Raw genomic sequence first — 15,936 nt, forward strand, 5'->3', positions numbered from 1 at the left:
AGTACGGCCCCCGCGGCCCGTTTGCCTCTTGAACCAACCCACCAACCCCACGGGGCTGTTGCGCATCCCTTTTCAGCTGAGCATTGCCGCGTTGGTACTGGCGGCGGGCCTGCTGCTGTCGTTTTCGGAAGTCAGGAAACTTCCCGCCGACCCGTTCACCAACTCGCCCGCCGAGGTGGCGTGGGTGGATAGCGTGTTCAACTCGCTCACGCCGGACCAGCGTCTGGGCCAGTTCTTCATGGTGGCCGCGTATTCCAACAAGGACCGCAGCCACGTGGAACGCATCGAGCGCCTGGTACGCACCCAAAACATTGGCGGCGTGATGTTTATGCAGGGTGGCCCCAAGCGCCAGGCCATCATGGCCAACCGCCTGCAGGCCGCCGCCAAGGTGCCGCTGCTGGTGGCCATGGACGCCGAATGGGGCCTTGACATGCGCCTCGACTCCTCGGCCCACTTCGCCAAGCAGATGACGCTGGGCGCCATGGACGACCCCAAGTACGTGTACCAGATGGGCCAGGACATTGCCCGCAAAATGCGCAACCTGGGCGTGCACATCGACTTCGCCCCGGTGCTCGACGTGAACTCCAACCCCGGCAACCCCGTGATTGGCAACCGCTCGTTTGGCGAAGACCAGAACCGCGTGGCGGCCCTGGGCACGCAGTACCTCAAGGGGTTGCAGGACAACAAAGTGATGGCCGTAGCCAAGCACTTCCCCGGCCACGGCGACACCGATACCGACTCCCACGTGGCCCTGCCGGTCATCAATACCGACCTGGCCCGGCTGACGAAGGTTGATTTGGTGCCCTTCCAGAAGTCGTTCGAAGAAGGAATCATGGGCGTGATGGTGGCCCACCTCTACATGCCGCTGTTTGACACGACGAACGCCAAAACCACCACGCTCTCGCACGCCCTCGTCACGGACCTGCTGAAGGACAAGATGGGCTTTAAGGGCCTAGTTTTCACCGATGCGCTCAACATGAAGAGCGTGAGCAAGCTCTACAAAGACGGCGAGCTCGACGCCATGGCCCTGGCCGCGGGCAACGACATTCTGTTGTTTTCGGAGGATGTGCCGTCGGCGCTGCTGCGCATTCGGGAAGCGGTGGCGGCTGGCACGCTCAAGCAGGAAGATTTGGATTTGCGCGTAAAAAAGATTCTACGCGCCAAGTACTGGGCGGGGCTCAATAAATACCGGCCCGTGAACCTGGCCACGCTACGCGACAGCCTGAACCTGCCCAAATCGAAGGTGCTGGCGCAGGAAATTTTCGAGCACGCCGTGACCGTGGTGAAGAACGAGGACAAGCTCCTCCCCTTCCAGCGGCTCGACACGCTGCGCATGGCGGCCATCACCATCGGCACGCAGGCCGAGGGGCCGTACGCCACCATTTTCAATAAGTACCAGCCCGGCCCGGTGTACGCCGTGCCCGACCGCTACGCGCCCGATAGCACGTTTGCCCGCATCAGCAGCCGCCTGACTGGCTATAATGTGGTGGTGGTGAGCCTGCATGCCATGAACAACACGCCCAGCCACAGCTACGGCATCGGCGATGGGGCGTTGAAGTTCATCAAGCAGTTGCAAAGCAACAAGCGCTTCAAAACGGTGGTGGTGGCCATGGGCAACGCCTATTCGCTGAAGTTTCTGGAAGGTGCCCGCACGCTGGTGTGCGGTTACGAGGACCATTACGCGGCGCAGCTGGTGGTGCCGCAGGTGCTGTTTGGGGCGCTGCCGGCGCGGGGCAAGCTGCCCGTCACGGTGTCGCCCACCATGCCCGTGGCCACCGGCATTGCCACGCCCGACCTGCACCGCCTGCGCTACGCCGTGCCCGAAAGCCAAGGCCTAAGCTCGCGCGTGCTGGCCCAGATTGACAACATTGCCCTCGAAAGCCAGACCTATGCCGCCGCCCCCGGCTGCCAGGTGCTGGTGGCTAAAAACGGCACCGTGGTGTTCGACCAGAGCTACGGCTACTGCACCTACGACGAGACGCAGCCCGTGACCAGCAGCACCTTATACGACCTGGCCTCAGTGACGAAAGTGGCTGGCACCTTGCAAGCGGTGATGTACCTCAAAGACCAGGGCAAGCTGAATATTGAGGAGAAGGTGGCTACTTACCTGCCCGAACTGGCCCGCACCAACAAGCGCGACATGACCATTCGCGACGTGCTGCTGCACCAAGCCGGCCTCAAGCCCGGCATCCCGACTTGGGAGCGCACCATGCGCGACGGCCAGCTCAAGCCTACCTTCTACGCCAGCATCCGCTCCGACGACTTCCCCAACGAAGTGGCGCCCGGCGAGTACAGCACCAAAGCCGCCGACGACTCGGTGTGGGCCTGGACCATGCGCTCCGGTCTGCTGCCGAAGGTGAAAGGCAAGTACCCCACCGAATATTCCGACCTGAGCTTTATTGTAATGAAGCGGGTGTGCGAGAAGATTCTCAAGCAGCCGATTGAGAATTTTCTAGAGGATAATTTTTACCGGCCGCTGGGCCTGGGCAGCATGACCTACAACCCGCTGCAGCGCTTCCCCAAAAGCTGCATCGCACCCACCGAAAAGGACACCTACTACCGCCGCGAGCAGCTGCAAGGCACCGTGCACGACCAAACCGCCGCCCTCGTGGGCGGCGTGGGCGGCCACGCCGGCCTCTTCGCCACGGCCAACGACCTGGCCGTGCTGATGCAGATGAACCTGCAAAACGGCAACTACGGCGGCTCGCGCTACTTTCAGAACCCGGTGGTTTCTGAGTTTGCCCGCCCCCAGAACGGCGGCCGGCGCGGCCTGGGCTGGGACCACGGCGACCCCAGCAAGCCCGAAGGCCCCACCAGCAACCTCTCGCCGGCCAGCACCTTCGGCCACACCGGCTTCACGGGCACCTGCGTGTGGATGGACCCGGACAACCAGATTCTCTACGTTTTCCTCTCCAACCGCGTGTACCCCGACGCCGGTAACAACAAGTTGCGCCAGTACAACATCCGCACGCGCATTCACGAGGTGATTTATAAGTCGTTGGCGGCGGGAAAGGCGAAGGAGTAGCTAGCGACCTTTGGGCAGTGCGGCGAGTTCAATGTGCAGGTAGGCACCACCGCCGAAGCGGACTGCCTCCGTAGTGATTGGCTGGTAACCTGCGGCTTTTATCAAGAGCGGTCGATTGGCTGTTGAGCTTTTCAAGCCATGACAGCCGACCCATCCCAAGCGGAAAAATCCGGCCTCATTGGCAGCGGCTGTTTTCACGTCGCAGCCCTCCCAACAGGTATAAGAGGTTTGAATTGTTGCGCCTTTTATGGGCTTTCCAGTCGCAATATCAACGATTCGACCTTGCACGTGGGTGGCAGTAGTATCAAAGTAAAACATTGTCACTGCTGTTATCTGCCCTGCTCCTATTTTGATAGGCTTTTCATCTCCACGGCCCAATATGCAGTCGGCCTTACCACAAGGCACTATGCCAACTTCTCTGGCCACGTCGAGAGTATACCATTTTTGGGCTTGAACATGACCGGCAGCCAACAGCAGCGCAAGTATTGCATAACCTGAACAACGTAGTTTCATCAGATTTACGTAGGAAGTAGACGCCGCTAAAGCTACGTCCAATGCAGCATTTGGCTGGCTCATTCGTCAACGCAACAAACCATGCGTTTCCCGGTTGGCTAAGCGCAACAGCATAATCTATGAACATCGGCATCGTTTGTTACCCCACCTTTGGCGGCTCCGGCGTGGTGGCCACGGAACTGGGCAAGGCCCTGGCCCAGCGCGGCCACCGCGTGCACTTCATCACCTACAGCCAGCCGGTGCGGCTCGACTTCTTCAACGAAAACCTCTTCTACCACGAGGTGTATGTGCCGGCTTACCCGCTGTTCCAGTTCCCGCCTTATGAGCTGGCCCTGACCAGCAAGATGGTCGACATCGTGCAGAACGAAAAGCTTGACGTGCTGCACGTGCATTACGCCATTCCGCACGCCTCGGCGGCCTACATGGCTAAGCAGATTCTGCGCTCGCGCGGCATCCAGATTCCAGTGGTGACGACGCTGCACGGCACCGATATTACGCTGGTGGGCAAGGACGCCAGCTTCGAGCCGGTGGTCACGTTCAGTATCAACCAGAGCGACGGGGTAACCTCTGTTTCGGATGATTTGCGGCGCGAAACCTACGAGTATTTCGCCGTCGAAAAGGACATCACCGTCATCCCCAACTTCATCGACCTGCACCGCTTCAAGAAGCAGGAAAAGAGCCATTTCCGGGCCGCCATCGCGCCTGAGGGCGAGAAGCTGCTCATTCACACCAGCAACTTCCGCACCGTGAAGCGGGTAGAGGACGTGTTGCGCATCTTCTGCGGGGTGCGGGCCGTGATGCCGGCCAAGCTGTTGCTCGTGGGCGACGGCCCCGACCGCAACCGCATGGAAAAGCTGGCCCGTGAGCTCGACTGCCACCGCGACCTGCGCTTCCTGGGCAAGCTCGAAGCCGTGGAGGAAGTGCTCAGCGTGGGCGACCTGTTCCTGATGCCCTCCGAAAACGAAAGCTTCGGCCTCGCCGCCCTCGAAGCCATGGCCTGCGAAGTGCCCGTAGTGAGCACCAACGCCGGCGGCATCCCCGAACTAAATGTGCACGGCGTGACGGGCATGCTCAGCGAAATCGGCGACGTACCCGACATGGTAAAAAACGCCCTCTTCGTGCTCGCCGACGAGAACCTGCCCCGCTTTAAAGCCGCCGCCCGCGCCCGCGCCGAGGAATTCGACGTAGAGTTTATCGTGCCCAAATACGAGGAATGCTACCGTCAGGCAATAGAAGCCATAGCGGCAGCGGTATAATCGGTTGTCATTGCGAGGCCGCAGGCCGTGGCAATCCGTCCTCTCAACGCGACCAGCTTTGAGTTACGACAAAGGCTTTAAATAGAAAGCCCCGGCACTGTGCAGTGCCGGGGCTTTCTATTTAAAGGGAGCTTATGGTTTTGACAGGACAGGTTGCCGCGTTGCGCTGCGCTCCACTCGCAATGACATCTAAACAGCAGGCGCTAAAACAGCCCCGCTGCCTCGTTCTTCACTACGGCCAGGGCCTGCGCGGTGGGCTCGGCGCCGTCCATCATCAGGCCTTCGAGGATGCGCTTGGCCAGCTCCGTGCCGCGCGCCTGGGCCGGGTTCTGGATGCCGTGAAAGGCGCGGTTCACCATCGTGAGCACGTTTTCCTTGGCTTCCTTCACCAGCGTCCAGGCGTCGGCCGATATGTAGAGCTGCTGCGAGAGGTTGTGCTCAAATTCGGCCCGGATTTCCTGCTGGAGCAGCCGATGAAACTCGGGCGCCGTGGAGCCGGCGCTGCTCAAGCGCACAAGAATGTTGTTGGGCGAGATGCGCTCCAGAAAAAGCACCACCCGCTCGTAGGCCTGCAGGCGCAGGGGCAAGGTGGTTTTGTTGCTTTCGAGGCGCAGTTCAATCAGGCGGCGCTGCTGCTCTTTTTCCAAAAATTGCTTGAAGAGCAAATAAATGGCGCCGGCTACGATGAGGGCGGGCAGAATAATCTTGAGCAGGTCGTAGAAATACGTGGTCGAATCCATGTTGTTTTTTGATTTTCAGAACGTCATGCAGAGCGCAGCGAAGCATCTTTACCGCTTCGTTGCTTCAATTGATTTAGTATTGAGGTAAAGATGCTGCGCTGCGCTCTGCATGACGTACTTGTTGCGCGCGCAGCCCGCAAACTTACGCCGTGAACCGCCGGGCCCCAACCGCTGTTTACGCTCCGATACTGCCGTATCTTTGCCATCCACCTCTCTAAATCGACTTATCACTATGGCTGCTGTTGCCACCCTCGCCCCCATTACCCTCACCGACCGCGCCGTAGTGGAGGTGAAAAACATCATTCAGGAAAAGAACGTGCCCGCCGATTACGGCCTGCGCATTGGCGTGCAGGGCGGCGGCTGCTCGGGCATGAGCTACCTGCTGGGCTTCGACAAAGCCAAAGACGCCGACGAAACCTACGACCTCGACGGCCTGAAGCTCATCATGGATAAAAAGCACGCCATGTACGTGCTGGGCATGGAAGTCGACTTCCAGGACGGCCTCAACGCCCGCGGCTTCGTCTTCAACAACCCCCAGGCCAAGAGCACCTGCGGTTGCGGCTCGTCGTTCTCGGCATAGTCCCATCTAAACTTATATACAAAAAAGCCCTGGCCCACCGGCTGGGGCTTTTTCGTTTACTTTCGCGCCCACGGTTTCCTAACTCCTTCCCCGATGCGCTTGCCTCTTTCGCTGCTGTTGATTCTTGCCAGTTTCGTGGCCCGGGCGCAAAAATTCAGCCCGGCTGAACTGGCCCGCTGGAAGCAACAGGCGCAGCAGGTCAGCATCACGCGCGACACGTACGGCGTGCCGCACATCTACGGCAAAACCGATGCCGACGCGGTTTTCGGCCTGCTCTACACGCAGTGCGAGGACGATTTTGACCGCCTCGAAACCAATTACCTGGATGCCATTGGCCGGTTGGCGGAGGTAGAGGGCGAGGCGCAGTTGTACCACGACTTGCGGGCCCGGCTGTTTCTGGACAGCACGCAGGCCATCGGCATCTACAAACAGAGCCCGGCCGATATGAAGAAGCTGCTCGACGCCTTCGCGGCCGGCACCAACTACTACCTGGCCACCCACCCCACCGTGCATCCGCGGCTGCTGCGCCGTTTCCAGCCCTGGATGCCGCTGATGTTTAGCGAAGGCAGTATTGGCGGCAACATCAGCGTGGTGAGTCTGGAACGGCTGAAGGCGTTTTACAGCCAGCAGAAATCTACTTCCTGGCAAAAACCCGACGCCGGGCAGCCCGACCGCGACGAAATCGGCTCGAACGGCTTCGCTATTGCACCGGCCAAAAGCGCCAACGGCCACGCCCTGCTGCTCATCAACCCGCACACCTCGTTCTACTTTCGCTCCGAGGTGCAGATGGCCAGCCAGCAGGGCCTGAACGCCTACGGGGCCGTGACCTGGGGCCAGTTTTTTGTTTACCAGGGCTTTAATGAGCACTGCGGCTGGATGCACACCTCCAGCCAGGCCGACTCGATGGATGAATATCTGGAAACCATTGAAAAGAAAAACGGGGCCTACTTCTACCGCTACGGCGGCAAGCTGCGGCCGGTGCAGGCCGAAAAGGTGACGCTGCCCTACCGCGCCGGCAACCAGATGCTGCGCCGGACTTTCACCTTGTACCGCACCCACCACGGCCCGGTGGTGGGCCAGAAAACCGACCAGCAGTGGGTGACTTTGCGCATGATGAACACGCCGCTGGCCGCGCTGCAGCAGTCCTACCTGCGCACCAAAGCCACCGACTACGCCAGCTTTCAGCAGTTGATGAAGCTGAACGGCAACGCCACCAACAACACCGTTTTTGCCGATAGCAAGGGCAGCATTGCCTACTGGCACGGCAATTTTATGCCCCGGCGCGACCCAAAATTCGATTGGAGCCAGCCCGTGGACGGCAGCACTCCTGCTACCGAATGGCAGGGCCTGCACCCCGTGAGTGAACTGGTACAGGTGCACAACCCCACCAGCGGCTTTATTCAGAACTGCAACTCGACGCCCTTCACGGTGGCCGGCCCCGGCAGCAGCCCTGCCCCGGGCAAATACCCCAGCTACATGGCCCCCGATGCCGAAAACTATCGGGGCCTGAACGCCGTGCGTGTACTCAGCCGGAAGGCCGTTTTCAACCTCGATACGCTCATTGCCGCCGCCAACGACCCGCACCTCACGGCTTTCGATGACATGCTGCCGCCGCTGCTCACGGCCTACCAGCCCACGTCGGCCGAAAAAGCCGCGGCCCCGGCCCTGGCCGAAGCCATTGAAATGCTGCGCGCCTGGAACCGCAGCTACAGCAAAACCTCCGTGGCCCAGACCGTGGCCATTTACTGGGCCGAGCGGCTGCTGGCCAAGGCCCGGGCCCGCGTCCCGGCGGCCCAGCCCCAGCTCGACTACATCAGCTTCACGAAATTTGCCCTGGCCAACACCAGTCCGGCGGAAAAAACCGCCGCCCTCACCGAAGCCCTCGACGACCTGACCCGCGCCTTTGGCACCTGGAAGATGCCCTGGGGCGACGTGAACCGCTTCCAGCGCCTCACCGGCCGCATCGAGGAGACGTATGACGACCAGCAGCTCAGCCTGCCGGTGGCGTTCACGTCGTCGGCCTGGGGCTCGCTGGCATCGTTCAAAGCGCAGGCCTACCCCGGCACGAAAAAGCGCTACGGCAGCGTAGGCAACAGCTTCGTGGCCGTGGTGGAGTTTGGGACGCGCGTAGTGGCGCGCTCCGTCGTCACGGGTGGGCAAAGCAGCCGGCCCGGTACCCCGCACTTCACCGACCAAGCCGACTTATACACCAACGGGCGCTTCAAAGACGTGCGCTTTTATCCGGAAGACGTGCAGGCGCACGCGGAGAAGACGTACCATCCGGGGCAGTAACAGGCTTCCCTGAACGTCATGCTTCGACTACGCTCAGCATGACGTTCTTTTTTCACAATCTTACTACACCTCTTCCCTAATGGACATCAAATATCTTTCCGACGACAAAGGCAAAATCACCGGCGTTTTTATTCCGATTGCCGAATGGGAGCGGCTGCAAAAGCAATACAACATCAGCGAAAAAGCCCCGGCCGACTCCGGCGCCCAGCTCCAGCAGTCGCTGGCCGAGGCGCTGAAAAAAGTAAAGCCGGAGTAGCTATTCGCTATTCCGGCTTTGCCTTGTTTTTTGAAACGACGCTATCAAGGGGCCCAATATCTACTTGGCAGGGAGCGTCAGCAGGCCGGCAATGCCTTTCACGTTGAGGCGGGCAAACTTGCGCACACGGTCGAAGCGGGCGGTGGTTTCGGCCAGTTCCTCGTCGGGGGGCAGAGCGTTGGGCACGTCGGTGTGCAGGCGCTCGAAGATGGTTGCGGCGATGTCCATGTAGCCGAGCAGCAGCAGGTAGAGCTGTTTCTTCTCGGCCTCGGCGTAGCCCTTGGTGCGAATGGCCTTGTTGAGCGTGTCGAGCTGGGTAGTTTCATCGGTGAATAGGTCGCGCAGGGCATTGCGCGCCGTCCAATAATCGGCCAGCTGCCCGGCGCTGGCCCCCGACACCGCAAACGGAAACGCTTCGGCAAAAGCCGTGGCCCGCGCAAAAGTCGTTTCGGCCTCGTACACACCGGCCAAGTGCTTTTGCAGGCTAGTCCAGAGGCCGGTGCGGGCCTTGTCGAAGGCGGAGGCGGCGTTGGCGTCCGAAGGGGTCATGGGCAGTAGAGGGTTGGGGTGGAAGAGTTGCTTCGGCTACGCTCAGCCTAACGACTACAATGTTACCGCTTTCTACCGGCCAAAATCGTCCTGCACCCGCACGATGTCATCTTCGTCCGACGGGTTGCTGGCGTCGGTGTGCTGCCAGATTTCGGCCAGCACGCCCCAGTCCTTGAGGCCCACGAGGCGGTGGCGCTCGCCTTGCTTAAGCACGATGCGCTCGCCCACTTGGTAGCTTTTCACTTCGCCCTGCTCGTCGGTGTCGCTGGTGGCCACGCCCACGGGGCCCTGCACCACCTGCCAGATTTCGGCACGGCGGTGGTGGTATTGCCAGCTCAGGCGCTGGTGCGGCGCCACCAGCAGCACCTTCGGGCTCAGCTTGCCCGAAATGCGCAGGTTGTCAACTGCGAGGCCATCAAAATAAGTGTCAGCAAATTGCTGGGCTTGGTCTTCGTCAATTACGAAAAAGCCACCCCAGGGGCGTGTCGGGTCTTCTTTGGCAATGTTGAAGCCTTGCTGCTTCAGCGTCTGGGCCACCTGATGAAACAGGGCGCGCTTCTGGGAATCGGTATCGGACATAGAAAATGGGTGTTCTTAATCGGGCAAAAGTAATGTACTGTGCCCACTCTGCCTTTTTTCTAATACGTCTTCGCCGCATCGGCCGGCACCACCACCACAAAATCAGCAATGTTGAGCTGCTCTTTCTCCAGCGTCTGGAGCTGCTCCTGCGTCACCACGCTCAGGGTGCGCACGCGCAGCTTGGGGGCGTACTGGCGCAGCCAGGCCACAATGCCGTCGTGGTGGTCGGAGTGGTAGCTGCCGTTGACGTGCAGCAGCGTTTGGCCGGGCTGGCGGCTGGCCTGGATGAAGTGGGCCATGGTGGCATCCTTCAGCGCCTGGGCCTGGATGATGTTCTGGGCGCCCCCGCCGTGCGCGCTGCCGGTGCCGCCGAACATGGCGGCCATGTTTTTATAGCCGGGCAGGTCGTAGTCTACTTTCAACGGCAGCGGGGCCAGCAGGGCGCGGTCCACGGCCGGGAGCTTGTCGAGGGCGGTGAGGCTGCGCTGGGCCACCACTTTGGCGAAGGGGCGTGGGGCGTTGGTGCCAACGATGGGCAGGTGGTTTTCGCGGGCGAACAGCAGCAGCGGGCGGTAATCGGTGGCGTAGTTGGGCCACGGGCGGGCCTGGCGCTCGAAGGCGGTATCGGCCAGCTCGCCGGTGGAGTAGGCGGCCACCAGCGGCTGCACGTCGCGCTCAAACATCTCCATGCCCAGCACCAGCTGGCCGGGTTTCTTCAGCTTCAGCAAGTCCCTGGCCACTTGCAGCTCCAGCCAGTGCGTGAGGGCGTCGTTGTGCTGCTCGCCGAAGAGCACCACGTCGGCCTGAGCCAGTTCCTGCAGCATCTGGTCATAATCAGCCGGCGGGCCGGCGGCGGTGAAGAGGCGGTAAGCGGGTCGGTCGGCGGCGAAGCTGGCGAGGCCGAGGAGCAGCAGGAAGAAGCTGATGAGGCGAAGGAAGCGCATAATTTGAGAGGCGTTGCAACAAAAAAACGTCATGCTGAGCTTGTCGAAGCATCTCTACCGCGCAAGTAATTAATCACTGCTGCGGTAGAGATGCTTCGACAAGCTCAGCATGACGTTCAAAGTTCGCTCGGCGAGTCGGGAAATCTAGCCCTTATAGAACATCCATTTTCCCAGCTCTTTGTACGTCACCTTCTTACCGTACATCAGGATGCCCACCCGGTAGATGCGCGCCGCCACCCACACCGTGCCGATGAAACCCAGAATGAGCAGGAAGATGGACAGCCCCAGCTGCCACATCGGCACGCCAAATGGCAGGCGGATAACCATGGCAATGGGCGAGGTGAGCGGAAACATCGACATCCAGAAAGCCACCGGCCCGTCGGGGTTGCGCAGTATCACCGACACGCCCACGATGTAGCTCAGAATGAGCGGCATGGTAATCGGAAACATGAATTGCTGGGTATCGGTCTGGTCGTCCACGGCCGCGCCCACGGCCCCAAACAGTGCCCCGTACAGCAGGTAGCCGCCCAGGAAGTAGATGATGAAGCCGAACAGGATGGTGCCCAGCGGCAGGTTGGCCAGCACTTCAAAAACCTTGAAACGGCCGGTCATCATGGGTTGCTGTTTCTGGGCATCCATGCCTTTATCGAAGGCCGCCGCCGCTGAGCGAGGCTCGTCATCGGCCGCAGCTTTGGCAGCGCCGGGGGCGGGCGTAGCGGCCACTTCGGTTTTAGGCTTGTCGTCGTGCATCAGCATCGGCATTACCACCGACGATACGCCGAACGAGAGCACGCCCCACAGCAGAAACTGGGTGAGGCCCACGGCCGCAATGCCCACAATCTTGCCCATCATCAAGTCAAACGGCTTCACCGACGACAGCATCACCTCCATGATGCGGCTCGACTTCTCCTCTCCCACGCCGCGCATAATCTGCACACCGTAGATGAAAATGAACAGGTAAATGGCCAGCGCCAGCGCGTAGGCTGTGCCCGAGGTGGCCAGGGCGTTGCTGTCGGCTTCCTTGCCGCTCTCGTCGAGGCTGATGGCTTGCAAATCCACCTTCGAGCGCAAGCGGTCGAGTTGGTCCTGCGTGAGGCCTGATTTCTGCATTTTGAGTTCAGAAAAGGCCTTGTTCAGGGCATTCTCGACGGCCAGTTGCTTTTTCAGGCTGATGTTGCCTTTGCCGAAAAACTGCACGCCGGTGGGCTTCTCCACGTCGAGGCCGGCGGGCAGGTACACCAGGCCGTCGTGCTTGGCTTTCTGGAAGCCTTTTTTGGCTTCGGCCAGCGTGCCGCTGGCGGTTTCGAAGCGCAGCTGCGGGGTGCTCACGAGGCGGCTGGCCACGTTCAGGCCGGAGTCGTCGCGCACCTCCACCACGTCGGTGGTGTCGTTGTCGGAGCTGGCCACTTTGGCGATGATGAAGCCGAACGCCGCCAGCAGCAGCGGCACGGCCAGCGTGAGAATGATGAAGGATTTTTTGCGAACGCGGGTGAGGTATTCGCGTTGGGCGACGAGTAAAAATTTAGAAGCCATGGCGGATTAAAGCAACGCGTTAGCGGTTTCGGTGAGGGTTTCGGGCATGGTTTCGCGCACGCGCCGGATGAAAATCTCGTTGATGCTCGGGATTTTCTCGCGGAAGGCTTCCACTTCCACCGCCCCGATGAGGTAGCGCAGCAGGTCGTTGGGCCGCACGCCGGCGTGCAACTGCACCCGGGCGTAGAAGTGGCCGTTTTCGCGCTCTTTCTGCTCCACCACCTCAAAATCGGGGTGCACCAGAATGAGCTTGCCCTTGCCTTCCACCTCATAGGTATTGGTTTTGAACTGGTCCCGAATCAGGTTAATGGGCCCGTCGAGTACCTTGCGCGAGCGGTTGATGAGGGCAATGTTGTCGCACATCTCCTCCACCGATTCCATGCGGTGCGTCGAGAAAATGATGGTGGCGCCCTGCTTGCGCAGCTCCAGAATCTCGTCTTTAATCAGGTTGGCGTTAATCGGGTCGAAGCCCGAAAACGGCTCATCCAGAATAATCAGCTTGGGGTCGTGCAGCACCGTGGCAATGAACTGCACCTTTTGCTGCATGCCCTTGCTGAGGTCTTCCACGTTTTTGCCGGCCCACTCTTTTATCTCGAAACGGTTCAGCCAATGCTTGATGCGCGCCGTGGCATCGCTGCGGCTCAGGCCGCGCAGCTGGGCCAGGTAGAGCAGCTGCTCGCCCACTTTCATCTTTTTGTAGAGGCCGCGCTCCTCGGGCAAATAGCCAATCTGGGCAATGTGGCTGGGGTTGAGCCGCTCGCCGCGGAAGCGGATTTCGCCCTCATCGGCCCCGGTAATCTGGGTGATGATGCGGATGAGCGAGGTTTTGCCCGCGCCGTTGGGCCCGAGCAGGCCGAAAATGCTGCCCTCGGGAATTTCCAGGCTCACGCCCGAGAGGGCGACGTGGTTGGCGTAGGCCTTGCGCACGTCGATGGCTTCCAGAATTGGTTTCACAGAAAGAAGGGTTGGTTGGCGGGTTAAATGTAGAGGAATGTCGCTTGACAAATGTATCAGGTGCCGCCGTCAGTCGCCAATGGACGGGCGCCAAACAGCGGCATAGCGTCCCCAAACGGTGAGTAACCGAGATGAACGGAGCAGCCCAATCAGCGCGCCGGTTCGGCATCAGCAAGTTCGTGCAGGCTGGCTTCCAGGCGGTCGAGGTGCTGACCATAGAGACGCTGCAAGTACCAGCGGGCGGCCCGTACCACGGCCCATTGCAAGAGCAGGCCCAGCACAAGCAGCGCCGCCCCCAGGCCGAGCAGCATACCGATGCGCACCCCGCCGGGCCGGCCCCATTCTTTGCCGGCCACAAATTCGAACGCCAGCAGCAGCGAAGCAGGCGGCATGGCCAGGGTCAGCCGATAATTGAAGCGCAGCATGCTCCGCAGCCCGGCGCTTAAGCGCCGCAGGTTGCCCAGCACATGCCCCTCGGGCTGGGTCATCTGCTTCAACATGGCCAATTTGCGGTAGTAGTACCCCAGCATCACCAGCGACACGAGAAATAGGCTCACCACCTGCGCCCGCTCCAGAAAATTACTGGCAAACCTTATTATCAGCGGCATTGCCACCGCCATCACCACTACAAAACCCAATTCCCACCGGGCATTGCGGCGCATTTTTTCCACGAGTCCATCCGAACGCTGGGCTAACAGGCGGCTAAGCGCTGCTTGGTTTATGGGTGGCGCGGCCGGCTCGGGCTGCTGCCATTGGCGGCGGAGGTCATCGAGTTCTAGCATCGGGTGGCGGGGACTAAGAGGGCGCGAAGTTTTTCCTGCACGCGGTGCATTTTCACGCGCACATTGTTTTGGGTAATGCCCAGAATGTCGGCCATCTCATCATAAGGCCGGTCTTCGAGATAGAGCAAAATGAAAGCCTTGTCCACGTCCGACAGCCGGCCAATGGCGCGGTAGAGCTGGGCGCGGTCATCGGCATCGAAACCCGTTTCCGGTGCCTGGGCCACGGCCAGCGCCTCGGCGTCCAGCTCGCTCGGGGCCGGGCGGCGGGTGCGCTGGCGCAGGTTCGAGATGGCTACGTTCAGGGCAATGCGGTAGAGCCAGGTGCTGAGCTTGGCATTGGCCTGCGGCACGTAGCGCGGCCACGCCCGCCACAGCTGCAGCACCATTTCCTGGAACAAGTCCTGGCGGTCGTCGGCATCCTGGCAGTAGAGCCGAGCCACGCGCCGCAGCAGCGGCTGGTACTCGTGTAGCGCGGCAACAAAATCAGCAGACGGGGTGGCGGAAGCCATGCGGGGGTAAGAGTGTTTCAGGCAGGTGAATCGCAGCCGATTAAGAAGCATTACAAGAATGCTCGATTTTTTCGGAAGCCCACAAGAACATCATGCCAAGCGCAGCCGAAGCATGACGTTCTTTATTGGCCGTGTATCAAATAAAAAGCCCCGCCTGACCAATGGCCAGCCGGGGCTTTTCATAACTATTCCAATCAAGAATTACGCGAAGTACTCCTTCACCTTCTCAAAGAATCCTTTCTCGTTCTTGCCGGGGTGCGGCGTGAAATTGTCCGAGTCGCGCAGCTTTTCCAGCAGCTCGCGCTCCTGGTTGCTCACATTCTTGGGCGTCCATACATTTAGGTGAATTAGCTGGTCGCCGCGGCCGTAGCCGTTGAGGTCCTTAATGCCTTTGCCGCGCAGACGCAAAATTTTACCCGGCTGGGTGCCGGGGTCCACCTTGATTTTCACCTTGCCCTCGATGGTCGGCACTTCCAGGCTCGCACCCAAAGCGGCATCCACGAACGAGATGTACTGCTCGAACATGATGTTGTTGCCGTCGCGCTTCAGGAACTCGTGCGGCTCCTCCTCAATCTGGATGAGCAGGTCGCCGGGCACGCCACCGCGCTCGGGGAAGTTGCCCTTACCGTTCATGCTCAACTGCATGTCGTTGGCCACGCCGGCGGGGATGTTGATGGGAATCACTTCCTCGTGCAGCTGGCGGCCTTCACCTTTGCACACGTCGCAGGTCGTCACGATGGTTTTGCCTTCGCCGTTGCAGGTGGGGCAGGTGCTGCTGCTCACCATCTGGCCCAGCATGGTGTTCACCACACGCTTGGTTTGGCCCTGGCCCTGGCAGGTGGGGCAGGTTTTGAGGTCGGTGCCGTTTTTGGCGCCGGTGCCGCTGCACGGCTGGCAGGCCACATAGCGTTTCACCTTAATTTTCTTCTCGACGCCGTTGGCAATTTCCTCCAAATCAAGCTTCAGCTTGATGCGCAGGTTCGAACCCTTTTTCTGGCGCCGGCCGCCGCCCTGGCGCCCGCCCCCGAAGAAGCCTTCGAAGCCCCCGCCCCCGCCAAAAATATCGCCGAACTGCGAGAAGATGTCTTCCATGTTGGGCCCGCCGCCGTTGCCGCCGCCCACGCCCTGGTGGCCGTACCGGTCGTAGCGCGCCCGCTTATCCGCGTTGCTGAGGACTTCGTACGCCTCGGCGGCTTCCTTGAACTTGTCCTCGGCGGTCGGGTCGTCGGGGTTTTTATCGGGGTGGTACTTGATGGCCATCTTGCGGTAAGCCGACTTGATAACGTCGCCTTCCGCCGTTTTGGTAATGCCTAATACCTCGTAATAATCGCGCTTCGTAGCCATCTGCGTGGTGTTATCCGACCGGTCATGCTGAGCGAAGTCGAAGCATCTCTACCGAGGAAGTAATCAGTTACTCTCGCGGT

General features: G+C 60.5%; 15 protein-coding genes. 5 read left to right on the forward strand and 10 right to left on the reverse strand.

Translation table 11 applies throughout. The annotated features are described in order from the left end of the window. Positions 1–28 precede the first annotated feature (28 nt). Positions 29–3,025 (forward strand): glycoside hydrolase family 3 N-terminal domain-containing protein, encoded by a 2,997-nt coding sequence (locus Q4S41_RS15700; protein ID WP_305032073.1) that lies wholly within the window; start codon positions 29–31, stop codon positions 3,023–3,025. On the opposite strand, the gene Q4S41_RS15705 is transcribed toward Q4S41_RS15700, so the two are convergent. Continuing rightward, positions 3,026–3,538: a carboxypeptidase-like regulatory domain-containing protein gene (locus tag Q4S41_RS15705; RefSeq protein ID WP_305032074.1), complete on the reverse strand. Its 513-nt coding sequence runs from the start codon at positions 3,536–3,538 to the stop codon at positions 3,026–3,028. 119 nt (positions 3,539–3,657) lie between these two features. On the opposite strand from Q4S41_RS15705, the gene bshA reads away from it, so the two are divergent. Continuing rightward, on the forward strand, positions 3,658–4,794 hold the full coding sequence (bshA, locus tag Q4S41_RS15710; RefSeq protein WP_305032075.1) for an N-acetyl-alpha-D-glucosaminyl L-malate synthase BshA: 1,137 nt from the start codon (positions 3,658–3,660) through the stop codon (positions 4,792–4,794). 203 nt (positions 4,795–4,997) lie between these two features. On the opposite strand, the gene Q4S41_RS15715 is transcribed toward bshA, so the two are convergent. Beyond that, positions 4,998–5,534, reverse strand: a complete 537-nt coding sequence (locus Q4S41_RS15715) for a DUF7935 family protein (RefSeq protein ID WP_305032076.1) — start codon at positions 5,532–5,534, stop codon at positions 4,998–5,000. A gap of 232 nt (positions 5,535–5,766) precedes the next feature. Here Q4S41_RS15715 and Q4S41_RS15720 point away from each other — a divergent pair, with 232 nt between their 5' ends. The 3 genes from Q4S41_RS15720 to Q4S41_RS15730 all read left to right on the forward strand — a co-directional run bounded on the left by Q4S41_RS15720 (position 5,767) and on the right by Q4S41_RS15730 (position 8,662). Further along, on the forward strand, positions 5,767–6,114 hold the full coding sequence (locus tag Q4S41_RS15720; RefSeq protein WP_168675019.1) for a HesB/IscA family protein: 348 nt from the start codon (positions 5,767–5,769) through the stop codon (positions 6,112–6,114). A gap of 93 nt (positions 6,115–6,207) precedes the next feature. Beyond that, positions 6,208–8,406 carry a penicillin acylase family protein gene (locus Q4S41_RS15725; RefSeq protein ID WP_305032077.1) on the forward strand — a complete coding sequence of 733 codons (2,199 nt, stop codon included), beginning with the start codon at positions 6,208–6,210 and terminating at the stop codon, positions 8,404–8,406. Between the two features lie 79 nt (positions 8,407–8,485). After that, positions 8,486–8,662 (forward strand): hypothetical protein, encoded by a 177-nt coding sequence (locus Q4S41_RS15730; RefSeq protein WP_305032078.1) that lies wholly within the window; start codon positions 8,486–8,488, stop codon positions 8,660–8,662. 60 nt (positions 8,663–8,722) lie between these two features. Here Q4S41_RS15730 and Q4S41_RS15735 read toward each other — a convergent pair whose 3' ends face one another. The 8 genes from Q4S41_RS15735 to dnaJ form a co-directional block, all read right to left on the reverse strand. Beyond that, complete coding sequence (locus Q4S41_RS15735) at positions 8,723–9,211, reverse strand: hypothetical protein (protein WP_305032079.1); 489 nt, start codon at positions 9,209–9,211, stop codon at positions 8,723–8,725. Between the two features lie 72 nt (positions 9,212–9,283). After that, positions 9,284–9,790, reverse strand: a complete 507-nt coding sequence (locus Q4S41_RS15740; RefSeq protein ID WP_305032080.1) for a phosphoheptose isomerase — start codon at positions 9,788–9,790, stop codon at positions 9,284–9,286. 59 nt (positions 9,791–9,849) lie between these two features. Continuing rightward, a complete protein-coding gene (locus Q4S41_RS15745) occupies positions 9,850–10,734 on the reverse strand; it encodes a ChaN family lipoprotein (RefSeq protein WP_305032081.1) in 885 nt (294 codons plus the stop codon). 144 nt (positions 10,735–10,878) lie between these two features. Further along, the gene (locus Q4S41_RS15750; protein WP_305032082.1) at positions 10,879–12,267 is read right to left on the reverse strand and encodes an ABC transporter permease; all 1,389 of its coding nucleotides are present in this window, start codon (positions 12,265–12,267) and stop codon (positions 10,879–10,881) included. Between the two features lie 6 nt (positions 12,268–12,273). Next, positions 12,274–13,221, reverse strand: a complete 948-nt coding sequence (locus Q4S41_RS15755) for an ABC transporter ATP-binding protein (RefSeq protein WP_305032083.1) — start codon at positions 13,219–13,221, stop codon at positions 12,274–12,276. Positions 13,222–13,370: 149 nt separating this feature from the next. Next, positions 13,371–14,003: a hypothetical protein gene (locus tag Q4S41_RS15760; protein WP_305032084.1), complete on the reverse strand. Its 633-nt coding sequence runs from the start codon at positions 14,001–14,003 to the stop codon at positions 13,371–13,373. Further along, positions 13,997–14,512: an RNA polymerase sigma factor gene (locus Q4S41_RS15765; RefSeq protein WP_305032085.1), complete on the reverse strand. Its 516-nt coding sequence runs from the start codon at positions 14,510–14,512 to the stop codon at positions 13,997–13,999. The genes Q4S41_RS15760 and Q4S41_RS15765 overlap by 7 nt, the downstream gene beginning before the upstream one ends. A gap of 201 nt (positions 14,513–14,713) precedes the next feature. Next, positions 14,714–15,856: a molecular chaperone DnaJ gene (dnaJ, locus tag Q4S41_RS15770; RefSeq protein WP_305032086.1), complete on the reverse strand. Its 1,143-nt coding sequence runs from the start codon at positions 15,854–15,856 to the stop codon at positions 14,714–14,716. Between the last annotated feature and the right edge of the window lie 80 nt (positions 15,857–15,936).

Origin of the sequence: Hymenobacter convexus (assembly GCF_030580955.1) — a bacterium.
GTDB lineage: Bacteria > Bacteroidota > Bacteroidia > Cytophagales > Hymenobacteraceae > Hymenobacter.